Origin of the sequence: Clostridium sp., from assembly GCF_047777555.1 — a bacterium.
Classification (GTDB): Bacteria; Bacillota; Clostridia; order Clostridiales; family Clostridiaceae; genus Clostridium_H.
Genome location: NZ_JBKEEV010000001.1, coordinates 525,131 through 546,540, shown reverse-complemented (window position 1 = coordinate 546,540; position 21,410 = coordinate 525,131). Strand labels below are relative to the sequence as shown.

General features: G+C 30.0%; 21 protein-coding genes. All 21 read left to right on the top strand.

Going from position 1 to position 21,410, the window contains the following annotated elements; genetic code table 11:
• Nucleotides 1–22 precede the first annotated feature (22 nt).
• Entirely contained in the window at nucleotides 23–289 is a 267-nt protein-coding gene (locus ACFWTK_RS02730; RefSeq protein ID WP_415874597.1) for a DUF1292 domain-containing protein, read from the top strand.
• Between the two features lie 127 nt (nucleotides 290–416).
• On the top strand, nucleotides 417–872 hold the full coding sequence (locus ACFWTK_RS02725) for a Fur family transcriptional regulator (protein WP_415874596.1): 456 nt from the start codon (nucleotides 417–419) through the stop codon (nucleotides 870–872).
• A 51-nt stretch (nucleotides 873–923) separates the two neighbouring features.
• Nucleotides 924–2,591, top strand: a complete 1,668-nt coding sequence (locus ACFWTK_RS02720) for a ribonuclease J (RefSeq protein WP_415874595.1) — start codon at nucleotides 924–926, stop codon at nucleotides 2,589–2,591.
• A gap of 171 nt (nucleotides 2,592–2,762) precedes the next feature.
• Nucleotides 2,763–4,583 (top strand): translational GTPase TypA, encoded by a 1,821-nt coding sequence (gene typA, locus ACFWTK_RS02715; protein ID WP_415874594.1) that lies wholly within the window; start codon nucleotides 2,763–2,765, stop codon nucleotides 4,581–4,583.
• 25 nt (nucleotides 4,584–4,608) lie between these two features.
• Nucleotides 4,609–5,619 carry an endolytic transglycosylase MltG gene (gene mltG, locus ACFWTK_RS02710; protein WP_415874593.1) on the top strand — a complete coding sequence of 337 codons (1,011 nt, stop codon included), beginning with the start codon at nucleotides 4,609–4,611 and terminating at the stop codon, nucleotides 5,617–5,619.
• A 38-nt stretch (nucleotides 5,620–5,657) separates the two neighbouring features.
• Nucleotides 5,658–6,314 (top strand): O-methyltransferase, encoded by a 657-nt coding sequence (locus tag ACFWTK_RS02705; RefSeq protein WP_415874592.1) that lies wholly within the window; start codon nucleotides 5,658–5,660, stop codon nucleotides 6,312–6,314.
• Nucleotides 6,307–7,530 carry a peptidase U32 family protein gene (locus ACFWTK_RS02700; protein WP_415874591.1) on the top strand — a complete coding sequence of 408 codons (1,224 nt, stop codon included), beginning with the start codon at nucleotides 6,307–6,309 and terminating at the stop codon, nucleotides 7,528–7,530. The genes ACFWTK_RS02705 and ACFWTK_RS02700 overlap by 8 nt, the downstream gene beginning before the upstream one ends.
• A 2-nt stretch (nucleotides 7,531–7,532) precedes the next feature.
• On the top strand, nucleotides 7,533–8,159 hold the full coding sequence (gene udk, locus ACFWTK_RS02695; protein ID WP_415874590.1) for a uridine kinase: 627 nt from the start codon (nucleotides 7,533–7,535) through the stop codon (nucleotides 8,157–8,159).
• Nucleotides 8,160–8,219: 60 nt separating this feature from the next.
• Nucleotides 8,220–9,893, top strand: coding sequence for a penicillin-binding transpeptidase domain-containing protein (locus ACFWTK_RS02690; RefSeq protein WP_415874589.1), 1,674 nt, complete (start codon nucleotides 8,220–8,222; stop codon nucleotides 9,891–9,893).
• Nucleotides 9,894–9,959: 66 nt separating this feature from the next.
• On the top strand, nucleotides 9,960–10,676 hold the full coding sequence (gene sigK / locus ACFWTK_RS02685; protein ID WP_415874588.1) for an RNA polymerase sporulation sigma factor SigK: 717 nt from the start codon (nucleotides 9,960–9,962) through the stop codon (nucleotides 10,674–10,676).
• A gap of 198 nt (nucleotides 10,677–10,874) precedes the next feature.
• Nucleotides 10,875–11,930 carry a type IV pilus twitching motility protein PilT gene (locus ACFWTK_RS02680; protein ID WP_415874587.1) on the top strand — a complete coding sequence of 352 codons (1,056 nt, stop codon included), beginning with the start codon at nucleotides 10,875–10,877 and terminating at the stop codon, nucleotides 11,928–11,930.
• A 210-nt stretch (nucleotides 11,931–12,140) separates the two neighbouring features.
• Nucleotides 12,141–13,397: a cell division protein FtsA gene (ftsA, locus tag ACFWTK_RS02675; protein ID WP_415874586.1), complete on the top strand. Its 1,257-nt coding sequence runs from the start codon at nucleotides 12,141–12,143 to the stop codon at nucleotides 13,395–13,397.
• Between the two features lie 16 nt (nucleotides 13,398–13,413).
• A complete protein-coding gene (ftsZ, locus tag ACFWTK_RS02670; RefSeq protein ID WP_415874585.1) occupies nucleotides 13,414–14,571 on the top strand; it encodes a cell division protein FtsZ in 1,158 nt (385 codons plus the stop codon).
• Between the two features lie 147 nt (nucleotides 14,572–14,718).
• Nucleotides 14,719–15,513 (top strand): sigma-E processing peptidase SpoIIGA, encoded by a 795-nt coding sequence (gene spoIIGA / locus ACFWTK_RS02665; protein ID WP_415874584.1) that lies wholly within the window; start codon nucleotides 14,719–14,721, stop codon nucleotides 15,511–15,513.
• A 15-nt stretch (nucleotides 15,514–15,528) separates the two neighbouring features.
• Nucleotides 15,529–16,236: an RNA polymerase sporulation sigma factor SigE gene (sigE, locus tag ACFWTK_RS02660; protein WP_415874583.1), complete on the top strand. Its 708-nt coding sequence runs from the start codon at nucleotides 15,529–15,531 to the stop codon at nucleotides 16,234–16,236.
• Nucleotides 16,237–16,307: 71 nt separating this feature from the next.
• Nucleotides 16,308–17,081 carry an RNA polymerase sporulation sigma factor SigG gene (gene sigG, locus ACFWTK_RS02655; protein ID WP_415874582.1) on the top strand — a complete coding sequence of 258 codons (774 nt, stop codon included), beginning with the start codon at nucleotides 16,308–16,310 and terminating at the stop codon, nucleotides 17,079–17,081.
• A gap of 104 nt (nucleotides 17,082–17,185) precedes the next feature.
• On the top strand, nucleotides 17,186–17,440 hold the full coding sequence (locus tag ACFWTK_RS02650; RefSeq protein ID WP_415874581.1) for a YlmC/YmxH family sporulation protein: 255 nt from the start codon (nucleotides 17,186–17,188) through the stop codon (nucleotides 17,438–17,440).
• Between the two features lie 66 nt (nucleotides 17,441–17,506).
• Nucleotides 17,507–17,971: a transcriptional regulator NrdR gene (gene nrdR / locus ACFWTK_RS02645; protein WP_415874580.1), complete on the top strand. Its 465-nt coding sequence runs from the start codon at nucleotides 17,507–17,509 to the stop codon at nucleotides 17,969–17,971.
• Nucleotides 17,972–18,082: 111 nt separating this feature from the next.
• Entirely contained in the window at nucleotides 18,083–18,793 is a 711-nt protein-coding gene (gene pgeF / locus ACFWTK_RS02640; RefSeq protein ID WP_415874579.1) for a peptidoglycan editing factor PgeF, read from the top strand.
• A gap of 17 nt (nucleotides 18,794–18,810) precedes the next feature.
• Complete coding sequence (locus ACFWTK_RS02635; RefSeq protein WP_273092728.1) at nucleotides 18,811–19,509, top strand: response regulator; 699 nt, start codon at nucleotides 18,811–18,813, stop codon at nucleotides 19,507–19,509.
• A 7-nt stretch (nucleotides 19,510–19,516) separates the two neighbouring features.
• Nucleotides 19,517–21,214: a two-component system histidine kinase PnpS gene (gene pnpS, locus ACFWTK_RS02630; protein ID WP_273092771.1), complete on the top strand. Its 1,698-nt coding sequence runs from the start codon at nucleotides 19,517–19,519 to the stop codon at nucleotides 21,212–21,214.
• Nucleotides 21,215–21,410: the final 196 nt, after the last annotated feature.

Below are 21,410 nucleotides of genomic sequence, written 5' to 3'. Positions count from 1 at the left end.
ATGTGAAAAGGAGAATACAAATATGGAAAATGATTTTAATACAATAGTACTAAAAGATGAAAATGGAGATGAAGTTGAATTTGAACTCATAATGAAATTTGATATAGAAGACAAAGAATATGTAATTGTTGCACCGGTAGATGATGAGGAAGCAGATGCAATTGCATTTAGGATAGATAAAAATGAAAATGGAGAAAGTTTGTTTGTTACCATAGAAGATGACAATGAATTTGAAATGGTACAGGAAGCTTATGAAACTCTAAGTTTAGAAGATGATAGGTTAAATTAAGCATATTATTAACTAGCAGTAATGATTATCAATTGACAAAAAAACAATTTAGTATTAAACTGATTGTAAGCTAATAGATTAGCAAATAAAAGTAGATATGTGTTTATTAGGGAAACGAGGTATTATAATGTCTAAAACATCTCCAATACAGGTTGAAAAATTAAAGGAACAATTAAAGCTAAAAGGGTATAAATTGACTCCGCAGCGCAGAGCAGTAGTAAATATGGTTATAGAAAACAGAGGTAAACACCTTACTGCAGAAGAATTATATGACCTTGTGAAAAAGGAATGCCCTGAGATTGGATTAGCAACAGTATATAGAACCATACAACTTTTAGAAGAAATTGGTTTATTAAGTAAGTTAAATTTGGACGATGGATGTAATAGATATGAGTTAATTGATGAAGATGAGGTGCATCAGCATCATCATTTGATATGTAGAAAATGTGGTAAAGTAATTGAAGTGGAAGAAGACTTGTTAGATGCAATTGAAAAAAATGTTGAAAACCAATATAAGTTCAAAATTGAAAATCATAGTGTTAAATTTTTAGGAATTTGTGAAGAATGTTTAAAAGCTAAATAATAATTATGTATATTTATAAATATTAATCATTTATCAAAAGGAGGGGAGACATTGAAAAAAGAAAAAGATAAAATTAAAATTATACCATTGGGTGGATTGAATGAAGTCGGGATGAACATGACCGTATTTGAATATAAAAATGAAATTATAGTAGTAGATTGTGGACTTAAGTTTCCTGATGATGAAATGTTGGGAATAGATGTTGTAATACCAGACACAGGTTATCTACTAAAGAATAAAGATAAAGTCAAGGGAATATTCCTAACTCACGGTCATGAAGATCATATTGGTGCTTTACCATATGTTCTTAGAGAAATAAATGTACCTGTATATGGAACTAAACTTACAGTTGGAATGGTAGAAACGAGATTGAAAGAAAGTGGATTATTAAGTTCATCAACCTTATGTCGTGTACAACCTAAAGATGTTATAAAACTTGATAATATGTCTGTAGAATTTATAAGGACTAGCCACAGTATTGCAGATTCAACGGCAATAGCAATTCATACTCCAATAGGAATAATACTACATACAGGTGATTTTAAAATTGATTATACTCCTATAGATGGTCAGGTAGCGGATTTAGCAAGGTTTGCAGAGCTTGGCAAAAAAGGAGTTATAGCAATGCTAGCTGATAGCACTAATGTAGAGAGACCAGGATACACAATGTCGGAAAGAACAGTAGGTGAAACTTTCGAAAATATTTTTGCGAAGGCTGATGGAAGAATAATTGTTGCAACATTTGCATCAAATGTTCATAGAATTCAACAGATAATTACAGCATCGTCTAAGTTTGGAAGAAAGGTTGCTGTATCTGGAAGAAGTATGGAAAATATAGTGGCTGTAGCTCTAGAACTTGGATATTTACAGTGTGAGGAAGGTAATCTCATTAGTATAGATGATGTTAAAAAATATCCTAATGACAAGATAACTATAATAACAACAGGAAGCCAAGGAGAACCTATGTCAGCGCTTTCAAGAATGGCTTCTTCAGACCATAAGAAAGTAAATATAGTACAAGGAGATATGGTTATCATTTCGGCAAGTCCTATACCAGGGAATGAGAAGCTAGTTTCTAAAGTTATAAATCAACTATTTAAGCAAGGTGCAAATGTTATATATGAAGCTCTAGCAGATGTGCATGTTTCAGGTCATGCTTGTCAAGAAGAGTTAAAATTGATGCATACATTAGTAAAACCTAAGTTTTTTATACCAGTACATGGAGAGTATAGAATGTTAAAACAACATTCAGAACTTGCAATGAAACTTGGAATGCCTGAAAGTAATATAGTTATATGTGAAAATGGGGAAGTTATAGAAGTAAGCAAAGACAATATTAAAAAGACTGGAAGTGTTGTCTCAGGCCAAGTTTTCGTAGATGGATTAGGAGTTGGGGATGTAGGAAATATAGTATTAAGAGATAGAAAACATTTATCTCAAGATGGAATTTTGACAGTAGTTGTAACCATTGCTAAAGAGGATGGAAAAGTTATAGCAGGGCCAGACATAATTTCAAGAGGTTTTGTTTATGTAAGAGAATCTGAAGATTTAATGGAAGAGGCCAGAGTTATAGTAAGAGATGCCTTGAGAGAATGTGAAGAAAAGCATACTACTGAATGGGCTGTTATAAAATCTAAAGTAAAAGAAGTTTTAAGAATGTTTTTATACGAAAAAACAAAAAGAAAGCCTATGATACTTCCAATAATTATGGAAGTATAAAATACAGTAAATAAGGATAAAAATATACAATTGTTGACTTTTTTATTATATAGCATTAGAATAGATATGTTAAATGTAAAATTGGATACTAAGAAGTATCCAATTTTTTTATAAACTATAAATAATATAAGTTACAAATAATAGGAACATAGAAAGTTTGGAGGAAATATAATGAGTTTATTTACAAGAAACGACATAAGAAACATAGCCATTATTGCTCACGTTGACCATGGCAAAACTACATTAGTAGATGCTATGCTTAAGCAGAGTCATGTATTTAGAGATAATGAAAAAGTAGACGAGAGGGTTATGGACTCTAACGATTTAGAAAAGGAAAGAGGTATAACAATATTATCTAAGAATACAGCTGTATACTATAATGGCGTTAAAATAAATATAGTAGATACTCCAGGACATGCTGATTTTGGAGGAGAGGTCGAGCGTGTTCTAAAGATGGTAGATAGTGTTATTTTAGTTGTGGATGCATATGAAGGACCGATGCCACAGACTAAGTTTGTATTAAAAAAGGCATTAGAATTAGATTTAAAACCTATAGTTGTAATAAATAAAATAGATAAGCCAAATGCAAGACCTAATGAAGTTATTGATGAAGTTTTTGATTTATTTGTAGAATTGGGTGCTGATGATGAACAGCTAGATTTTCCTATAGTATATGTATCAGCAAAATCAGGATATGCAAAAAAAGAGCTTAATGATTCAAGTGACAATATGGAGCCTCTATTTGATACAATAATTAAGAATGTAAAAGCACCAACAGGATATTTAAATGAACCACTTCAACTTTTAGTTACAACCATTGATTATAATGAATATGTAGGAAGAATAGCCATAGGCAAGATTGAAAGAGGAAGTATACAAAAGAATCAGCAAGTTGCGGTAATTCAAAATAACGGAAATAAGAGAAATGTAAGAGTTTCTAATTTATATGTGTATAATGGATTAAAAAGAGAAGAAGTAGAAGAGGCTAAACTTGGAGATATAGTTGCAGTCTCAGGCATAATAGATATAAATATTGGAGAAACGATTGCTGATTCAGTTAATCCAGAGGCTTTACCATTTGTACAAATTGATGAACCTACTTTAAGTATGTACTTTATGGTTAATGATTCACCATTTGCAGGTCAAGATGGAGAATATATAACATCAAGACATTTAAGAGATAGACTTTTTAAAGAATTAGAGACTAATGTAAGCTTAAAAGTTGAAGAAACTGATTCGGCAGATTCTTTTAAAGTAAGTGGTAGAGGAGAATTACATCTTTCAATCCTGATTGAAACTATGAGAAGAGAAGGTTATGAATTTCAAGTTTCAAAACCATCTGTAATATTTCATGAGGAAAATGGCAAAAAGCTTGAACCTATTGAATTTTTAACTATAGATGTGCCAGAAGAGTTCATGGGTGTAGTTATGGAGAAGTTAGGACCAAGAAAAGCAGAAATGATAAATATGACGTCTGCAGTTAATGGATATTCAAGACTTGAATTTAAAATACCTGCAAGAGGACTTATCGGATTTAGAAGTGAATTTATGACCGATACAAGAGGAAATGGTATAATGAACCACGTTTTTGATGGATATGAGCCTTTTAAAGGAGATATTCCAGAAAGAACAAGAGGGTCATTAGTAGCTTTCGAAACAGGAGAAGCTATTACTTATGGATTATTTAATGCTCAGGAAAGAGGAAGGCTATTTATAACACCAGCTACTCCAGTTTATGCAGGTATGATAGTTGGAGAATGCTCAAGAGCAGAAGATATAGATGTAAATGTATGTAAGAAAAAGCATTTAAGTAATACAAGATCTTCAGGTTCAGATGATGCTTTAAAACTTGTTCCTGTAGTTCCGATGAGCTTAGAGCAATGCATTGAATTTATTGCTTCCGATGAACTTGTTGAGGTAACTCCTAAGAATATAAGGATGAGAAAAAAGATTTTAGATAGCGCAGAAAGGAAAAGAGCCTCAAGAAAATAAATAATAATTTTTATAGGGTGGCGAAATGAAAAAACTGAAGGGGATTTTTATAGTTTTAGTAGCTTTAATTTTATTTTTACTTGGATTTGATGCTGTTAAAAGTATTAAACATCCTTTTATTGCGACAACAGGTACTATATCTGTTGTCGTCAATGATGGTGATTCCTTATTCAATGTTATAAGAAATTTAAAAAGCGAAAAACTCATAAAAAACAGTTCTATAGCTAAGATATATATAAAGGGTAGAAAACTAGATACAAATATAAAACCTGGGGAATACGATTTGGATTCAGATATATCAATAGAGGAATTTGTAAAAACATTAAATAGTGGAAGTAAAGCTAAAAACATAGTTAAGGTAACTATACCAGAAGGATATACAGTAGAAGATATAGCTGAGGTACTGGATGAAAGTGGAATTATAACGGAAGAAAATTTTATAAAAAGCTGTAAGGAATATGAGTTACCAAAGTATATAAAAGCTAATTCTAAAGTTTTGTATGGACTAGAAGGATTTTTGTTTCCAGATACTTACGAATTAAAAAGAGGAAGTTCTGGCAAAGACATAATTGATAAAATGTTAGCTCAGTTTGAAACTATTCTTGAAGATATAAAAGATAAAAATCACAAAGAAATCCCTGATATTTCTAGGATTATAACCTTAGCTTCTATTATAGAAAAGGAAGCTAGAATTGATGAAGATAGAGCTAAGATAGCTTCTGTATTAAATAATAGATTAAAAAATGATATGAGATTAGAAGTAGATGCTACAGTATTGTATGCTATGGGAGAACATAAAGAAAAATTATATTATAATGATTTAAAGATAAATTCACCTTACAATACTTATAAAGTTAAAGGACTGCCACCTGGGCCTATCTGTAATCCAGGAAGATTATCAATAGAAGCAGCTTTGAGTCCAGATAATACCAACTACATGTTTTATGTTTTAGAAGACAATAAAAAGCATTATTTTACAGATAATTATGATGATTTTTTAAAGGCTAAAAAGCGATATAAAAGTACTATTAAATAGTTTATATTCTAAATCTCATATGATTTGGAGGATGTTGAATGAGCGGAATAACACATGATTATATGACTGATTATATAAGAACATTAATTAAAGAAGAAGTTGATATTTTAAAGGAATTAGAAGATTTTGCTGAAAAGGAGCATGTACCTATTGTGCAAAAGGAAGTAGGTAATTTTTTGAGGTTCATGGTAAGCTTCCAGAAACCACAAAAAATTTTAGAATTAGGAACAGCTATAGGATATTCAGCCATTCTAATGAACATAGCATCAAATAATAAATGCGAAATTACTACTATTGAAAGAGATAAAAAGATGATAGATATAGCTAAAAGCAATATAATTAAATACAACTTTCAAGATAAAATAAATATATTGGAAGGGGATTGCTTAGAAGTACTATCTGATCTAAATGATAAGTATGACATGATTTTTATGGATGCTGGAAAAGGACACTACAGTGAATTTTTTCCTCATTGTATGAGGTTATTAAGCCCTAAAGGCATTATAATAGCTGATAATGTTTTGTTTAGAGGAATGGTAGCTAATGACGATTTAGTTGAAAGAAGAAAGATCACAATAGTTAAGAGAATGAGAAGTTATTTGGACATGATATCTAAAGATAAAAATTTGATAACATCAGTAATACCTATGGGAGATGGTATTGCGATTACCACAAGGAGGGAAACAGATGCATAAACCAGAAATACTAGCTCCTGCTGGAAATTTAGAAAAGTTAATTACTGCTATTGATTTTGGAGCAGATGCTGTTTATTTAGGAGGAAGCAGACTAAATCTGAGGGCCTTTTCTGATAACTTTAATATAGATGAGCTAAAACAAGGATTGGAGTATGCACATAGTAGAAATAAAAAAGTATATGTAACTGTAAATATATTTGCTCATAATGAAGATTTAACCGGACTAGAAGATTATTTAAAAGAATTATATGAGGTTGGAGTAGATGCTATAATAGTATCTGATCCAGGAATTATAATGACTGCTAGAGAAGTAGTACCTAATTTAGAATTACATTTAAGTACACAAGCTAATAATGTAAATTATAAGTCTGCAGAATTTTGGCACAAGAATGGAGTTAAAAGAATAGTACTAGCTAGAGAGCTATCACTTGAAGAAATTAAAGAACTTAGAAAAAATTTATCAAATACTTGTGACTTAGAAGCCTTTGTTCATGGATCTATGTGTATGGCTTATTCAGGAAGATGTCTATTATCAAACTACATGACAGGTAGGGATTCTAATAGGGGAGAATGTGCTCAGCCTTGCAGGTATAAGTATAATATAGTAGAGGAGAAAAGACCAGGTGAATTTTTCCCAATAGAAGAAGACGAGAGAGGAACTTATATATTTAACTCTAAGGATTTATGTATGATAGAACACATACCTGAACTTATAGATGCAGGAATTAACTCTTTCAAAATAGAGGGAAGAATGAAAAGTACTTTTTATGTAGCGTCTGTAGTGAAAGCTTATAGAGAGGCAGTAGATGCATATTTTGAAAATCCTAAAGAATATAAATTCAATCCAAAATGGATGGAATACTTAAATAGACCTAGTCATAGACAATATTCTACAGGATTTTATTTTGGAGAAAAAGATAAGCAAATCTATGATTCTTCAGCTTATATAAGAGAATATGACATTGTTGGTGTAGTTAAAGAATATGACACAGAAAATTCTACAGCAACTATAGAGCAAAAAAATAGAGTATTTGGTGGAGATACTGTTGAAGTTTTAAGACCTATAGGAGATAGCTTTGAGGTAACTCTAAATAATATGAAAGATAAAAATGGTAAAGATATAGATGCAGCACGCACAGGACAAATGATTTTTACCGCTATTACAGATAAGAATTTAATGAAAAATGATATACTTATAAAAGCTAAGGAGAAATAAATATGAGAAGACCAATACTAATTGGAATCACTGGAGGAACAGGTTCCGGGAAAAGTACTGTAGCTAATGAAATTTATAAAAGTTTTAGCGAGGACTGTATTGCTATTATAGAGCAAGACTCATATTATAAAGACCAAAGCCATTTAACATTTGAAGAAAGGACTAAAACTAATTATGATCATCCAAATGCCTTTGATACAGCTCTTATGATAGAGCATTTAAAAATGCTTCTTAATGACCAAGCGATATATAAACCGATTTATGATTTTAAAGAGCATAACAGAGGAAAAGAAACAATAAAAGTTGAACCGAAGGATATAATAATCGTAGAGGGAATTATGCTGCTTCAAGATCCCGAGTTAAGAGAGTTGTTAGATATAAAGATTTATGTAGACACAGACGATGATGTAAGAATTATAAGAAGAATATTAAGAGATATTAGTGAAAGAGGCAGGACTGTAGAGTCTGTAGTAGAACAATATTTAAATGTGGTAAAGCCTATGCATACTCAGTTTATAGAGCCAACTAAGAAGTATGCAGATATTATAATACCAGAGGGTGGACAAAATAAAGTAGCAATTGATATTATGGTATCAAAAATTAAACAAGTTCTTTTTGAAAATAAATAACAATTTTAGAATAAAACACTCCTCTCTAGGCTATAATTTAGCCAGAAGGAGTGTTTTTTAATGGCTATCAAGAATATAAAGAAAAGATGTTATATAGTTTTTATGACTTTTTTATATTTGTTTTTAGTGCTAATTTCTAGGATAGTAAATTATCAGCATTTTAGCAGCAAAAATTTAGAAGCAATGGCAGAAAATCAGTATCAGTATAAAGAGAAAGCTTCTGAATTAAATTATTTATTGCTAGATTGCAAAGGTAGAGATTTATTAACATATAATATTGAATATTATGCAGTTATAGATCCATATACCTATTTGATAAATAATAACTATGCTAAAAAAGACGAACTAGAAGCACTAAAGATTATACTTAAGAATTACAATAGTAATTATAATATAGAAAACGAATTAAAGAAGAATAAAAACGAAAAGATAAGATGGAGAATAGATGAAGATACATACAGCAAGCTTAAAAATATTAAAGGAGTCAATGGTTTTTATGTATATAAATATTCAGTTGTCAATAGAGATGATGGGTGGTGGAATATAGAGAATCTTATAACTAATACTAGGAAAAATGAGAATAATAAACTAAAAGAAAAATCTAAAGATTCTATTGAAATGGCAATAGCAGATAAGACCCAAAATAACGAGTACACATATCAGATTTTTAGCAAGGATGTTAATGGATATATAACTAATGAATTTTTGACCAAGCCACAAAAAAACTTAAATGTTAGAACTACTTTAGATAAAAATCTTCAACTAAACATAAAAGATATTATTAATTCGAAACCTTTTAATAAATATGAACAAGTAGGAGTAATTTTGATGGAAGCAGATAGTGGCAAAATCAGAGCTATGGTACAGAAAGATGATAGTAAACCTAATATAAATTTAGGGGCCACCACTCAGAATGGTTTTTATGCAGGTTCTATATTTAAGGTTATTGTAGAAGAGGCAGGAATAGAAACTAATACTATATCCTTAAATCATATGTATAAGCACAAGAATTTTGGAGGAATCTTTGAAGAGCATGAGGATGGAGAAGACAAAAGTCCAAAACAAGCTTTTATAAAGTCTTCTAATAATATTTTTGTACAAATAGGTAAAGATGTAGGTATAAAAAATGTAGATAAATTTTCTAAGGAACATGGCTTTTATGAAAAAGTTTTGGGATTTGATTCTGAACAAAATGGAAATTTAGAATTAAATGTTAAAGATACTGCTGATGACAGCGGAGATAGTTTTCAAGCATATATAGGTCAGAAAACAAGAATAACTCCTATAGAAGCAATTAGTATACCTAATATTGTTGTCAATAAAGGAGTTTATGTTAAACCACATATATTAGAAGGATATGTTGATAAAGATAATAATATTGTAGAAAAAACTGATGTGGAAAAGAAAAGAGTGCTTAATGAAAGTACAGCAAACATAATGAAAAACCAAATGATTCAAGTTGTAAATAGTAAGGATGGTACAGGAAAAGGAGCCTATATTGCGAATATAGAGTTAGGTGGGAAAACAGGGACATCAACAAGAATTGAAAAGAAAGATGAAACCAAAGAATATTATGATGGCTGGTTTGCTGGATTTTTTAAGGTAAATGAAAAATACTATTCTATGGTTGTATTTGTGCAAGATATAGGAAAAGATGTAAATGCTTCAGGGTCAGCTGTACCTATATTTAAAAAAGTGGTCGAAGAGAATTATGATTATTTAAAGAAATTTTAGGTGTACATGCAAATTTTTATGTTTCAGTCATATTATAGTAATAAGCACTGTTAGGAGGATATCCCTGTGTTTCTTATTAATTACTTACTTAATATGATTGATAACATGACCTTGCTAACTGCATATGTAAGCAATGGTACTTCATTTCCTCAGCCTTTAGATGAAAAGGAAGAAAAGTATTATTTAAAAAGACTTAAAGAAGGGGATTCATTAGCCAAGGGTATATTAGTAGAGAGAAATCTCAGACTGGTAGCTCATATTGTGAAAAAATATTCATATCCTCATAAGGACATTGATGATTTGATTTCTATAGGTACAGTTGGTCTTATTAAAGCTATTGATTCTTTTGATACATCTAAAGGAACTAGGCTTGCCACATATGCTGCAAGGTGTATCGAAAATGAGATATTAATGCTGATTAGAAATACTAAAAAGATAAAAAGTGAGGTATACCTTCAAGATCCTATAGGAGTTGATAAGGAAGGAAATGAGATTTCACTTATGGACGTTTTGAGCAGTGAAGAAGATTCAGTAATTGAAGTTGTTGAAAATAGGATGCAAGTCAGGAAACTATATGATAAAATTAATAAATGCCTAACAGATAGAGAAAAAATAATTATTAAAATGCGATATGGTCTTACAGATGGAAAGCCTAGAACTCAAAGAGAAATAGCGGCACTTTTAGATATATCTAGATCTTATGTATCTAGAATAGAAAAAAGGGCTTTAAAGAAAATGTATAAGGAGTTTAATTCAAGTAATGGTAATCTAAAAAATAAATAATTATTATTCTGGCACTTTAAAGCCAGATTTTTTATATCACAATGTATAATTATATAATATAACATATTTTTAGGTATAAAATTTTACTAAATAATTACGAAAAATAAATATATTTGATATGTGCAGGTAATTTCGAATTTTTGATATGATAGTAAAGATTGGTACAAAAAATGTTGCTATAATAGGAGGGAAAGGTAATTGATATCTTTAAATGAGCTTTTATCGAAAACAATAAAGGAGAATGCTTCGGATTTACATTTGACTGTAGGGGCTCCACCAATACTCAGAATAAATGGAGAACTGGTAAGGGTAGGAACTGAAAAACTATCAGCTAATGACACTAAGATATATATAAAAGAAATTCTAGGTGAGTTTTTTGATAAATATGATAAAGAGGGAGAGATGGATACTTCTCTATCACTATCTGGGGTTGGTAGATTCAGAGTTAATGCATATAAACAAAGAGGTAGTGATGCTGTTGCTATAAGAGCCGTAGCTTTAAAGGTTCCAACATTGAACGAATTAAAAATGCCAGCCATTATAAAAGAATTATCTGGTAAGCAAAGAGGTCTTGTGTTAGTTACTGGTCCTACAGGAAGTGGTAAGAGTACTACTCTTGCAGCAATGATAAATGAAATAAACAACTCAAGATCAGCGCATATAATAACCCTAGAAGATCCAGTAGAATTTCTTCATAAGCACAATAAATCTATAATTAATCAAAGAGAAGTAGGAAGAGATACGATGTCTTATAAAACAGCATTGAGAGCAGCTTTAAGAGAAGACCCAGATGTAATTTTAGTAGGAGAGATGAGAGATTTAGAGACTATTTCCATAGCCATAACTGCCGCTGAAACTGGTCATTTGGTGTTATCAACTTTACATACAATAGGAGCAGCAAAAACTATAGATAGAATAATAGATGTATTCCCTCCTCATCAGCAACAACAAATAAAAATTCAATTATCAGCTGTATTGCAAGGAATTGTTTCCCAACAATTAATACCTAGATGCGATGAAAAAAGCAGGGTAGCTGCACTTGAAATAATGATTTCTAATTCTGCTATACAAAATTTAATAAGAGAAGGAAAGACTCATCAAATTCAATCATCAATTCAAACTGGAAGTAAATATGGTATGAAAACTATGGATATGAGCATAGTTGAATTATATAGAAATAAATTAATATCTTACGAGAACGCCTTGATTTACTCCGTAGATAAGGATATGGTAAAAAGAATGATAGGATTGTAAAATAAAAATATAGTATAAAAAAAATATTTATGTTAAAATGATATTGAATTATAAAAGATATTTTGGAATTTAATTAAATAATATGAAATTTTATAGAAAAAGTTTAAGATATAAATAAAAAATTATTAAAATTATTAAAATTAAAAGGGAAATAGTTTTTTGTGTTGAATATATACATAAAAGGGACTTCTATAAGGGAGGGAAATCCAAATGCACGAATATATAGTAGGACTTGATATTGGATCATCAAATGTATATGGTGCTGTTGGGAAGGTAGATAGTAGTGGAGAAATTCGCATAGTCGGAATTACTTCTGTAAAATGCAAAGGACTAAAAAAGTCAGTTGTAGTAGATATAGATAGTACCTCTCAGTCAATTAAAGAGTGTATTACAAACTTAGAGAGAATGGTAGATATAAGTATTTCTGATGTTTATGTAACTTTACCAGCAGGAGTAAGTGAGTTAATATGGAATAAGGGAATAGTAGCAGTATCGTCTGATGATAAAGAAATAAAAGAAAATGACGTAATGAGGGTTATTGAAGCAGCTAAATTAATTCCAATACCATCTGATAAGGAAATTATTGGAGTGGTACCTCAGCAATACATAGTCGATGGATATGATAACATAATTGAGCCCATTGGAATGAGTGGTATGAGATTAGAAGTAGATGCTCAAGTAGTTACAGCGCAAAGCACTATAATAAATAATCTGAGGAAGAGTATTAACAAGGCAGGAATAGGTATTTTAGGTGAAGTGCTTCAACAACAGGCTATTGCTCAAGCTGTTTCCAAAAAAGAAGAATTGAATATGGGTATAGCATTTATTGATGTTGGAGCGCAAACAACCAATGTATCTATTTATAAGAGGGGAAATCTTTGCTATACTGATATGATACCTCTCGGAGGAGATAATATTACAAATGATATATCAATATGTTTAAAGGTACCGTTTTTGGAAGCAGAAAAACTAAAAATAAAATATGGTGATCTAACTAGTAACAGAGAAAATAATAATGATGTAGTAATTAAAGTCAATGCAGGATACGATAGTTCCATAGATATAGATTCTAATTTATTAAAAGATATAATTGAGGCTAGATCTGAAGAAATATTATATTATGCAAAGAAAAAATTAGAGGAGAGTAATTACTATAATGATATATCAGGAGTAGTTATTGTTGGAGGTGGATTAGCACAGTTTAAAGGTATTAACGGATTTGCTTCTATGATTTTGGACAAGTCCTTGAGAATTGGATCTCCTATGTATACTGGAGCTGCAAGTCCAGTATATACTACGGTAGTTGGCATTATAAAAGATGTAATAAGCACGTTAAGGATAGACAAAAATGTTGAAGAAGTTGAAAAATACATAGTTAAGAAATCAAAAAATAACAATAGTAAAAAGAAAGAAAGCGGAGATAATTTTGTATCAAAAATAAGAGAATTTTTTACAGAGTTTTTTTAGCAGGGAGGTAAATATTGTGCTAGATTTTGATGTTGAAGTTCAACAATTTGCTCAAATAAAGGTAATAGGATGTGGTGGCGGTGGTAATAACGCTGTTAACAGAATGATAAAAGAGGGACTTAAAAACGTAGAGTTCATAGGTATAAATACCGATAAACAAGCACTTGCTGTTTCACAAGCTTCACTCAAGATTCAAATAGGAGATAAATTGACTAAGGGTTTAGGGGCAGGTGCGAATCCAGAGGTAGGAAGAAAGGCAGCGGAAGAGAGCAAAGATGAGATTGCTCAAGCTATTAAAGGAGCAGATATGGTATTTATAACGGCTGGTATGGGAGGCGGTACAGGAACTGGTGCAGCTCCTGTAGTTGCTGAAATTGCAAAGTCTATGGGAATACTAACAGTAGGAGTTGTAACTAAGCCTTTCCCTTTTGAAGGCAGAAAAAGAATGCTTCATGCAGAAATGGGAATTAAAGAATTAAAAGAAACAGTGGATACTTTAGTTACCATTCCTAATGAAAGACTATTAAGTATGGTTGACAAAAAGACTTCTCTAGTAGAAGCTTTTAAATATGCAGATGATGTTTTGAAACAAGGTGTTCAAGGTATATCAGACCTAATAACAATTCCAGGTCTTGTAAATTTAGACTTTGCAGACGTAAGAACAATAATGATTGATAAGGGACTTGCTCACATGGGAGTAGGTAGAGGCTCAGGAGATAGCAGAGCTCAAGAAGCAGCAAAACAAGCGATATCTAGCCCTCTTTTGGAGACATCGATTATAGGAGCAACTGGTGTTTTATTGAATGTAACAGGGGGAGCAGATTTAGGATTATTAGAAATAAATGAAGCTGCTGAAATAGTTCAAGAAGCTGCAGATCCAGATGCTAATATTATTTTTGGTGCTGTAATTGATGAAGATTTAAAAGATGAAATAAGAATTACAGTTATTGCTACAGGATTTGAAGAGAAAGCTATGGAAGATACGAAAAAAGCAGCAACAGAGCCTACTTTACAAAAAGATAATCCCTTTGTTAGACATGAAGATAGAGGAAGAACAGCGGAAAAAGAAAGAGATAGAAGCAGGAAATCTTTTGAAGAAGCTGCAGCCACAAAGGAATATGATCAAAATGATTTAGAAGTTCCAGCTTTTTTAAGAAGATATCATCATAGGTAAGTTTTAAAAGGTACTAATCAGTACCTTTTATTTTTTTTTTTTGCAGTAATTGTAAATAAATGGAATATAAAACAAAAAGTTTAGTATATGAAATGACAAAATTTTGAAAATATTAGTTATATAATATTTCTTAAAGGGGGAAGAGAGTTGGTAATATATTTAGATGTATTTATTATTGAAAATTTTATAGTCAACTTTTTCTTGCTTTATATTACATCTCAAACGATTAAGATTAAAACAGAAATGAGATATTTAGTCATATCATCTGTATTGGGAACTTTATATGCTGTAGTTGCACTATATACCAAGTGTAAGTATTTGTTTTATATACCACTAAAGTGTATTACGGCTATAGCTATGATTTTAATACTATTTAGGAAGAAGAAAGTATTAGTTTTATTCAAGGCAGTGCTAATATTCTTATTATATTCTATGCTGCTAGCCGGATTGTGTATTTTTATAGAAATAAATAATAGTATGAATATAAATATTATTATCAATAAGGTTTCGTATAAGATTTTACTTTCGTCAATTATGTTAATCTATATTTTCATACATAGAATAGTAGTATATGTTCAAGATAGAAGAGAAATGACTAGTTTAATATATGATGTAGATATCGTTACTAATAGTGAGGTAAGAAAAGTGAAAGCTTTCTTAGATACAGGAAATGAACTGAGAGAACCTGCTACAAATTTACCCGTTATGATAGTAGAAAAAGAGGCTTTAAATAACTTGGAAATAAAATCAAAGGATAAATTTTATATACCATATAAAGTTATAAATGGGTTTAGCGGAAAGTTAGAAGGATTCAAGCCAAAATACATTAATATATATGGTGATAATGGAGTTGAACAAAAAGAAGTAATTGTAGCACTATGCAATAATATGATCAGTGAAGTAAGCGATTATAATGCATTATTATCTAGAGGAATTCTTTAAGGAGGGGTGAGACTTTTGGTTAAATTAAAGGTATTTTTTAATAGAATACTTGCAAAGTTTAAGATGTTTTTTAAAACTGTATATTTTATAGGTGGAAATGATGCATTGCCGCCTCCGCTTTCTAAGGAAGAGGAAGAAAATTTAGTGTCCCAGATTATGGCTGGTGATGATAGTGTTAGAACTGTGCTTATTGAAAGAAATTTGAGATTAGTGGTATATATAGCTAGAAAATTTGAAAACTCTGGAGTTCTTGTAGAAGATTTAATATCTGTTGGTACTATAGGACTTATTAAAGCAGTTAATACCTTCGATCCAGAAAAGAAGATTAAATTAGCTACATATGCATCCAGATGTATAGAAAATGAGATACTAATGTATTTAAGGAGAAATAATAAGGTTAAATCTGAGATATCTTTTTATGAGCCTTTAAATACAGATTGGGATGGCAATAAGTTGCTTTTATCAGATATTTTAGGTACTGATAATGATATGGTATATAATTTAATTGAAGATGAAGTGGATAAGCAGCTTCTATTTATAGCTATGAAAAAATTAAGCGATAGAGAAAAAGAGATTATAAAATTAAGATTTGGATTGACTGGAAAGGGAGAAAAAACTCAAAAACAAGTTGCAGATTTATTAGGAATATCACAGTCATATATTTCTAGATTAGAAAAGAGAATAATAAAAAGATTAAAAAAAGAAATTAGTAAAATGGTATAGGTTGTCCATGGTATAAAAAATACTCCTAAGGAGATACTTTAAATGCGACTACTCTGAGGGAGCTGATATTTATGATGATAAACAAAGTGGAGATATGTGGGGTAAATACTGCAAAATTGCCAGTCTTAAAAGAAAAAGAAATGAAAGAACTATTATTAAAGATGAAGGATGGTGACAATGCTTCAAGAGAAAAATTCATAAGAGGAAACCTAAGGCTTGTTTTAAGTGTAATTCAGAGATTTAATAATAGAGGCGAAAATGTAGATGATTTATTTCAGGTGGGATGTATTGGGCTTATAAAAGCAATTGACAATTTTGATTTAGGTCAAAATGTCAAATTTTCTACTTATGCAGTTCCAATGATAATAGGAGAAATAAGGAGATATTTGAGGGATAATAATTCTATTAGAGTAAGCAGATCTTTAAGAGATATAGCATATAAGGCTCTTCAGGTAAGAGATAAATTAATAAATAGAGAAAATAAGGAGCCTACAGTATCACAGATAGCTAATGAATTAAATATTCCAAGGGAAGAAGTTGTGTTTGCACTAGATGCAATACAAGACCCAGTATCCTTATTTGAGCCTATATATCATGATGGTGGAGATGCACTATATGTAATGGATCAAATAAGTGACAGCAAAAGTGTTGATGATAGTTGGATTGAAAACATATCGATTAAAGAAGCGATGAAAAAATTAAATGATAGAGAAAAGCTAATATTGAATATGAGGTTTTTTCAAGGAAGAACTCAAATGGAAGTAGCGGATGAAATAGGAATTTCTCAAGCTCAAGTTTCTAGATTGGAAAAAACTGCATTAAAACATATGAGAAAATATGTATAAGAGCCTGCAAGGGCTCTTATTTTTAAGTGTAAATATTTATTATAATATTTAGGAATGCTTGTACATATAATTTAAGTAAGAGTATATAATAGGGAGATGGTTTTATGCCTTTATATTCCATAAACAACTTAAAACTCATGGAAGTTATAGATGTTAACACAGGTTCAAAACTAGGATACATAAAAGATTTGGTGATAGACTGTGTGGATTATAAGATAATTTCTATAGTTATTCCTAGGGAAAAGAGATCTTGGCTTTCTAAAAGCAAAGATCTAGAAATACCTTGGAATAGAATAGTCAAAATAGGAGTTGATGTATTATTAGTGAATCTAGAAGAGGCTGTTTTAGATGATAAGTAGTAGTAATAGTTGCAGAAAAATAGTATAATATATAATCATACACTATACTAAGAAGGACGTGATAACTTGAAATGTCCATTTTGTGGATTTGAAGAAAGTAAAGTAGTTGACTCTAGATCCACAGAGGATCATAAGGCAATCAGAAGAAGAAGAGAATGTCTAAAGTGCAGTAAAAGATACACTACATATGAAAAAATTGAGGACATCCCTGTATTAGTTATAAAACGAGATTCTAACAGGGAATATTTTGATAAGTCGAAAATAATAAATGGATTATTAAAGGCTTGCCAAAAAAGGCCAGTTTCAAGAATGCAAATTGATGGTATTGCAGATGAAGTTGAAAAGAGATTAAGTAATGATATGCTAACTGAAGTTAAATCTGAATTTATAGGAGAAATGATTATGGAAAAATTGAAAAATATTGATGAAGTATCCTATGTTAGATTTGCCTCAGTATATAGGCAATTCAAAGATATCAATACTTTTATTGAAGAAATTAAAAACCTTATGTCAGATAAAAAAATGCCCTAATAATTTAGGGCATTTTTAATATGTTAAATTAAGGTTAATAAAGTTAAGATATAATCAAATATTTTAAATTAGAGGGTAATTGATGTTAAAATATAATAAAGAGGTGTGGTTATGATAAATAAGATTATACATGGATATGAATTCTTGGAATTTAAAGACGAAAATTTTTATGGATACTTTTCAACAGGAAAAAATAATTTAGACTTCAATAAGAATACAGATGAAGGTATAAAAAATTTAGAAAGCCTGAAGAAGTGGTTTAATTTAAGCAACATAAGTTATTTAAATCAGATTCATAGTGATATAGTTCATATATATGACGGAAAAATTTGTGATGGCGATGCAATTATTACTGATAGAAAAAATGTTGCTATAGGTATATTTACTGCAGATTGCGTACCTGTATTAGTATATGACAAAAATAGAAAGCTTATTGCTGCTATACACAGCGGATGGAAAGGAACTAAAAAATGTATTGTTGAGAAAACTATAGATGAGATGATTTTAAAGTATAATACTAGGGCTCAAGATTTGAGAGTGTATATAGGACCTCATAATATGGAGTGCTGCTATGAAGTCAGTGAAGATTTAATTAGAGATTTTAAAAGAGAGGAAATGTATAGGAATGAAAATATATCACAAGGAAGAAATTTAAGTTTACAAAAATGTATTATAAAGCAATTAATTAATAAGGGAGTAATACTACATAATATTACAAAATTAGACATATGTACTTATTGTAATCAAACTTATTCTTTATATTCTTATAGAAAAAATAAAGAATATAGCGGAAGGATGTTTTCATTTATATTTATGAAGTAAATTAAGGAGGTAATCATATGTCAGAGGAAAAGATTGTAATTGTGGATGATGAGGAGCATATACAAGAACTTATAAAATTTAATTTAGAAAACAATGGATATGAGGTTATCTGTGCAAGTGATGGAAGTAAAGCACTTAATCTTATAAAAAATGAACTACCCCAATTAGTGTTGCTTGACGTGATGCTTCCAGGATTAGATGGATATGAGGTTTGTAAGGAAATGCGTAAGGATAGCTCTACATCCAATATTCCTATTATAATGATAACCGCTAAAGGAGAAGAGATTGATAAAATTTTAGGGTTAGAGTTAGGAGCAGATGATTATATTACAAAGCCATTTTCTATTAGAGAATTGATAGCCAGGACAAAGGCTGTACTTAGAAGAAGTAAAACTCAAGGCATCATAGATAGTATATATAAATTTGGCAATATAATAATAGATTTCGAAAAACATGAAATAATAAAAAGCGGGAAAAGAATAGATTTAACCTTAAGGGAATTTGAACTTTTTGAAGTATTAATAAAAAATAAAGGAAGAGTTATGCCCCGAGATTTTTTACTTGATAAGATATGGGGATATGATTATATAGGAGAAACAAGAACTGTAGATGTTCATATTAGGCATCTACGAAAAAAAGTTGAGGATGATGATAAAAATCCAAGATTTATTGAAACTATAAGAGGAATAGGATATAGGTTTAATCCAGGTGAATAATATGAATATGAGAAATAAACTTACTTTATCTATTCTAAGCAATGTAATATTGAGTTTAATCTTAATAACTCCTCTTTATATGATTATGATAAATTATCAACAGGAGGAGATTATAAAAAGAAACTTAAAGTCCAACAATGAATTAACTATTAGAATGATAGAATCAAAAAGCATTTTGGATATTGATAAGTATTTTAACAGCTTCAACAAATCTAGTATTAGAGTAACACTAATAGATAAAAATGGGCTAGTATTAAAAGATTCTGAGGGTTTATATGAGGACATGGATAATCATAATATAAGGAAAGAGATAGTAGATGCAAGAAAGCAAGGATATGGCTATAGTGTTAGGTATAGTAAGTCTTTACAAAGGACTATGATATACTATGCAACTTCTTTTAATAATGGATATATAGTACGTAGTTCTATGCCTATGGAAGTAGTTATGGGACTTGAAAGAAGGTATTTAAAATATTATTTAGTTATACTAGGGATAGTGTTTTTTGTTTCTTTTTTGTTTTCATCTAAGTTATCCTATGTTATTGTAAAGCCTTTAAAAGAACTGGAGTTTATAACATTCAGAATTGCAAAAGGTGAATATGATAGAAGAGTTAATATAGTATCTCAAGATGAGATAGGACAGTTGGCAAAAACCTTTAACCATATGGCAGATCAGCTTCAATATACATTAAAAGACTCTTTAGAAAAACAGAATAAATTGGAATCTATACTAAAGAGTATGGACAGCGGAGTTATAGCTGTAGATAAAGAATATAAAGTAATTATGATAAATCCTTATGCTCAAAAGATATTTGGAATAAAAGAAGACATTATAGGAAAAAATTTAATGAACTTTATAAAAGATTATGAATTAGGAGAAATATTCAAAAATAGTGAAGATAATAAGGAAATACAAATATCATGGCCAGAGAAAAAAATTTTAAAGATAAAGACTGCTGATATAATAAGTAATAAAAGGCGTATAGGAATAGTTGCTGTAGTCCAAGATATTACAGATATTAAAAGATTAGAGAATATGAGAAGTCAATTTGTGGCTAATGTATCTCATGAACTAAAAACTCCTTTAACTTCTATAAAAGGCTTTGCAGAAACACTAAAATATGTAGAAGATAAGGATACAAGGGAAAAATTTTTATCTATAATTAATGATGAAACAGACAGATTAACAAGATTAATAAGTGATATTTTAATTCTATCAGACCTTGAACAGCATAAAGAATTTAAGGTAAAAGAAGACATTGATGTCACAGAGGCTATAATTAATGTATATAATCTTATGAAAAACACAGCAGATAAAAAGGGTGTAAAATTGCAAACTGAATGCAATGAAAATATAACAATAATAGGGGATAAAGATAAGTTTAAGCAAATGCTAATAAATCTTATAGATAATGCCATAAAATACTCTGAAAGGGGTGATTTTGTATTAATTAAATGTAAGAATGGAAAAAATGTATGTGTTATTACTATAGAAGATACTGGGGTAGGGATTCCTAAAGAACATATTCCTAGATTATTTGAAAGGTTCTATAGAGTAGACAAGGCAAGATCAAGATCAAGAGGAGGAACTGGCTTGGGTCTTGCTATTGTAAAACATATAGTTTTAAGCTTTAAGGGTGAAATATTTGTAGAAAGTGAAATTGGAAAAGGAACAAAATTTATTGTTAAGATACCACTAAAATAGATAGTATAGGCTATCTATTTTTATTTTAATTAAAATCATTACATACTGAATTATGTAATAGGAAAAGATAGTATAAAGATATTATGTTAAATTTAATTAACAATAGTATAATACTAGGTTAACTTTCGGCATGTAACATATAAATTGTAGAAGCTAATTAGAATTCAAAGTTAAAAACTTGAATGGAGGGTTTTTA

Excerpts from the sequence above, each read along its gene's own strand:
- ACFWTK_RS02730 (WP_415874597.1), top strand. The coding sequence starts at position 23 with ATGGAAAATGATTTTAATACAATAGTACTAAAAGATGAAAATGGAGAT.
- ACFWTK_RS02725 (WP_415874596.1), top strand. The coding sequence starts at position 417 with ATGTCTAAAACATCTCCAATACAGGTTGAAAAATTAAAGGAACAATTA.
- typA (WP_415874594.1), top strand. The coding sequence starts at position 2,763 with ATGAGTTTATTTACAAGAAACGACATAAGAAACATAGCCATTATTGCT.
- mltG (WP_415874593.1), top strand. The coding sequence starts at position 4,609 with ATGAAAAAACTGAAGGGGATTTTTATAGTTTTAGTAGCTTTAATTTTA.
- ACFWTK_RS02705 (WP_415874592.1), top strand. The coding sequence starts at position 5,658 with ATGAGCGGAATAACACATGATTATATGACTGATTATATAAGAACATTA.
- ACFWTK_RS02700 (WP_415874591.1), top strand. The coding sequence starts at position 6,307 with ATGCATAAACCAGAAATACTAGCTCCTGCTGGAAATTTAGAAAAGTTA.
- udk (WP_415874590.1), top strand. The coding sequence starts at position 7,533 with ATGAGAAGACCAATACTAATTGGAATCACTGGAGGAACAGGTTCCGGG.
- ACFWTK_RS02690 (WP_415874589.1), top strand. The coding sequence starts at position 8,220 with ATGGCTATCAAGAATATAAAGAAAAGATGTTATATAGTTTTTATGACT.
- ftsA (WP_415874586.1), top strand. The coding sequence starts at position 12,141 with ATGCACGAATATATAGTAGGACTTGATATTGGATCATCAAATGTATAT.
- sigG (WP_415874582.1), top strand. The coding sequence starts at position 16,308 with ATGATGATAAACAAAGTGGAGATATGTGGGGTAAATACTGCAAAATTG.
- ACFWTK_RS02650 (WP_415874581.1), top strand. The coding sequence starts at position 17,186 with ATGCCTTTATATTCCATAAACAACTTAAAACTCATGGAAGTTATAGAT.
- pgeF (WP_415874579.1), top strand. The coding sequence starts at position 18,083 with ATGATAAATAAGATTATACATGGATATGAATTCTTGGAATTTAAAGAC.
- ACFWTK_RS02635 (WP_273092728.1), top strand. The coding sequence starts at position 18,811 with ATGTCAGAGGAAAAGATTGTAATTGTGGATGATGAGGAGCATATACAA.
- pnpS (WP_273092771.1), top strand. The coding sequence starts at position 19,517 with ATGAGAAATAAACTTACTTTATCTATTCTAAGCAATGTAATATTGAGT.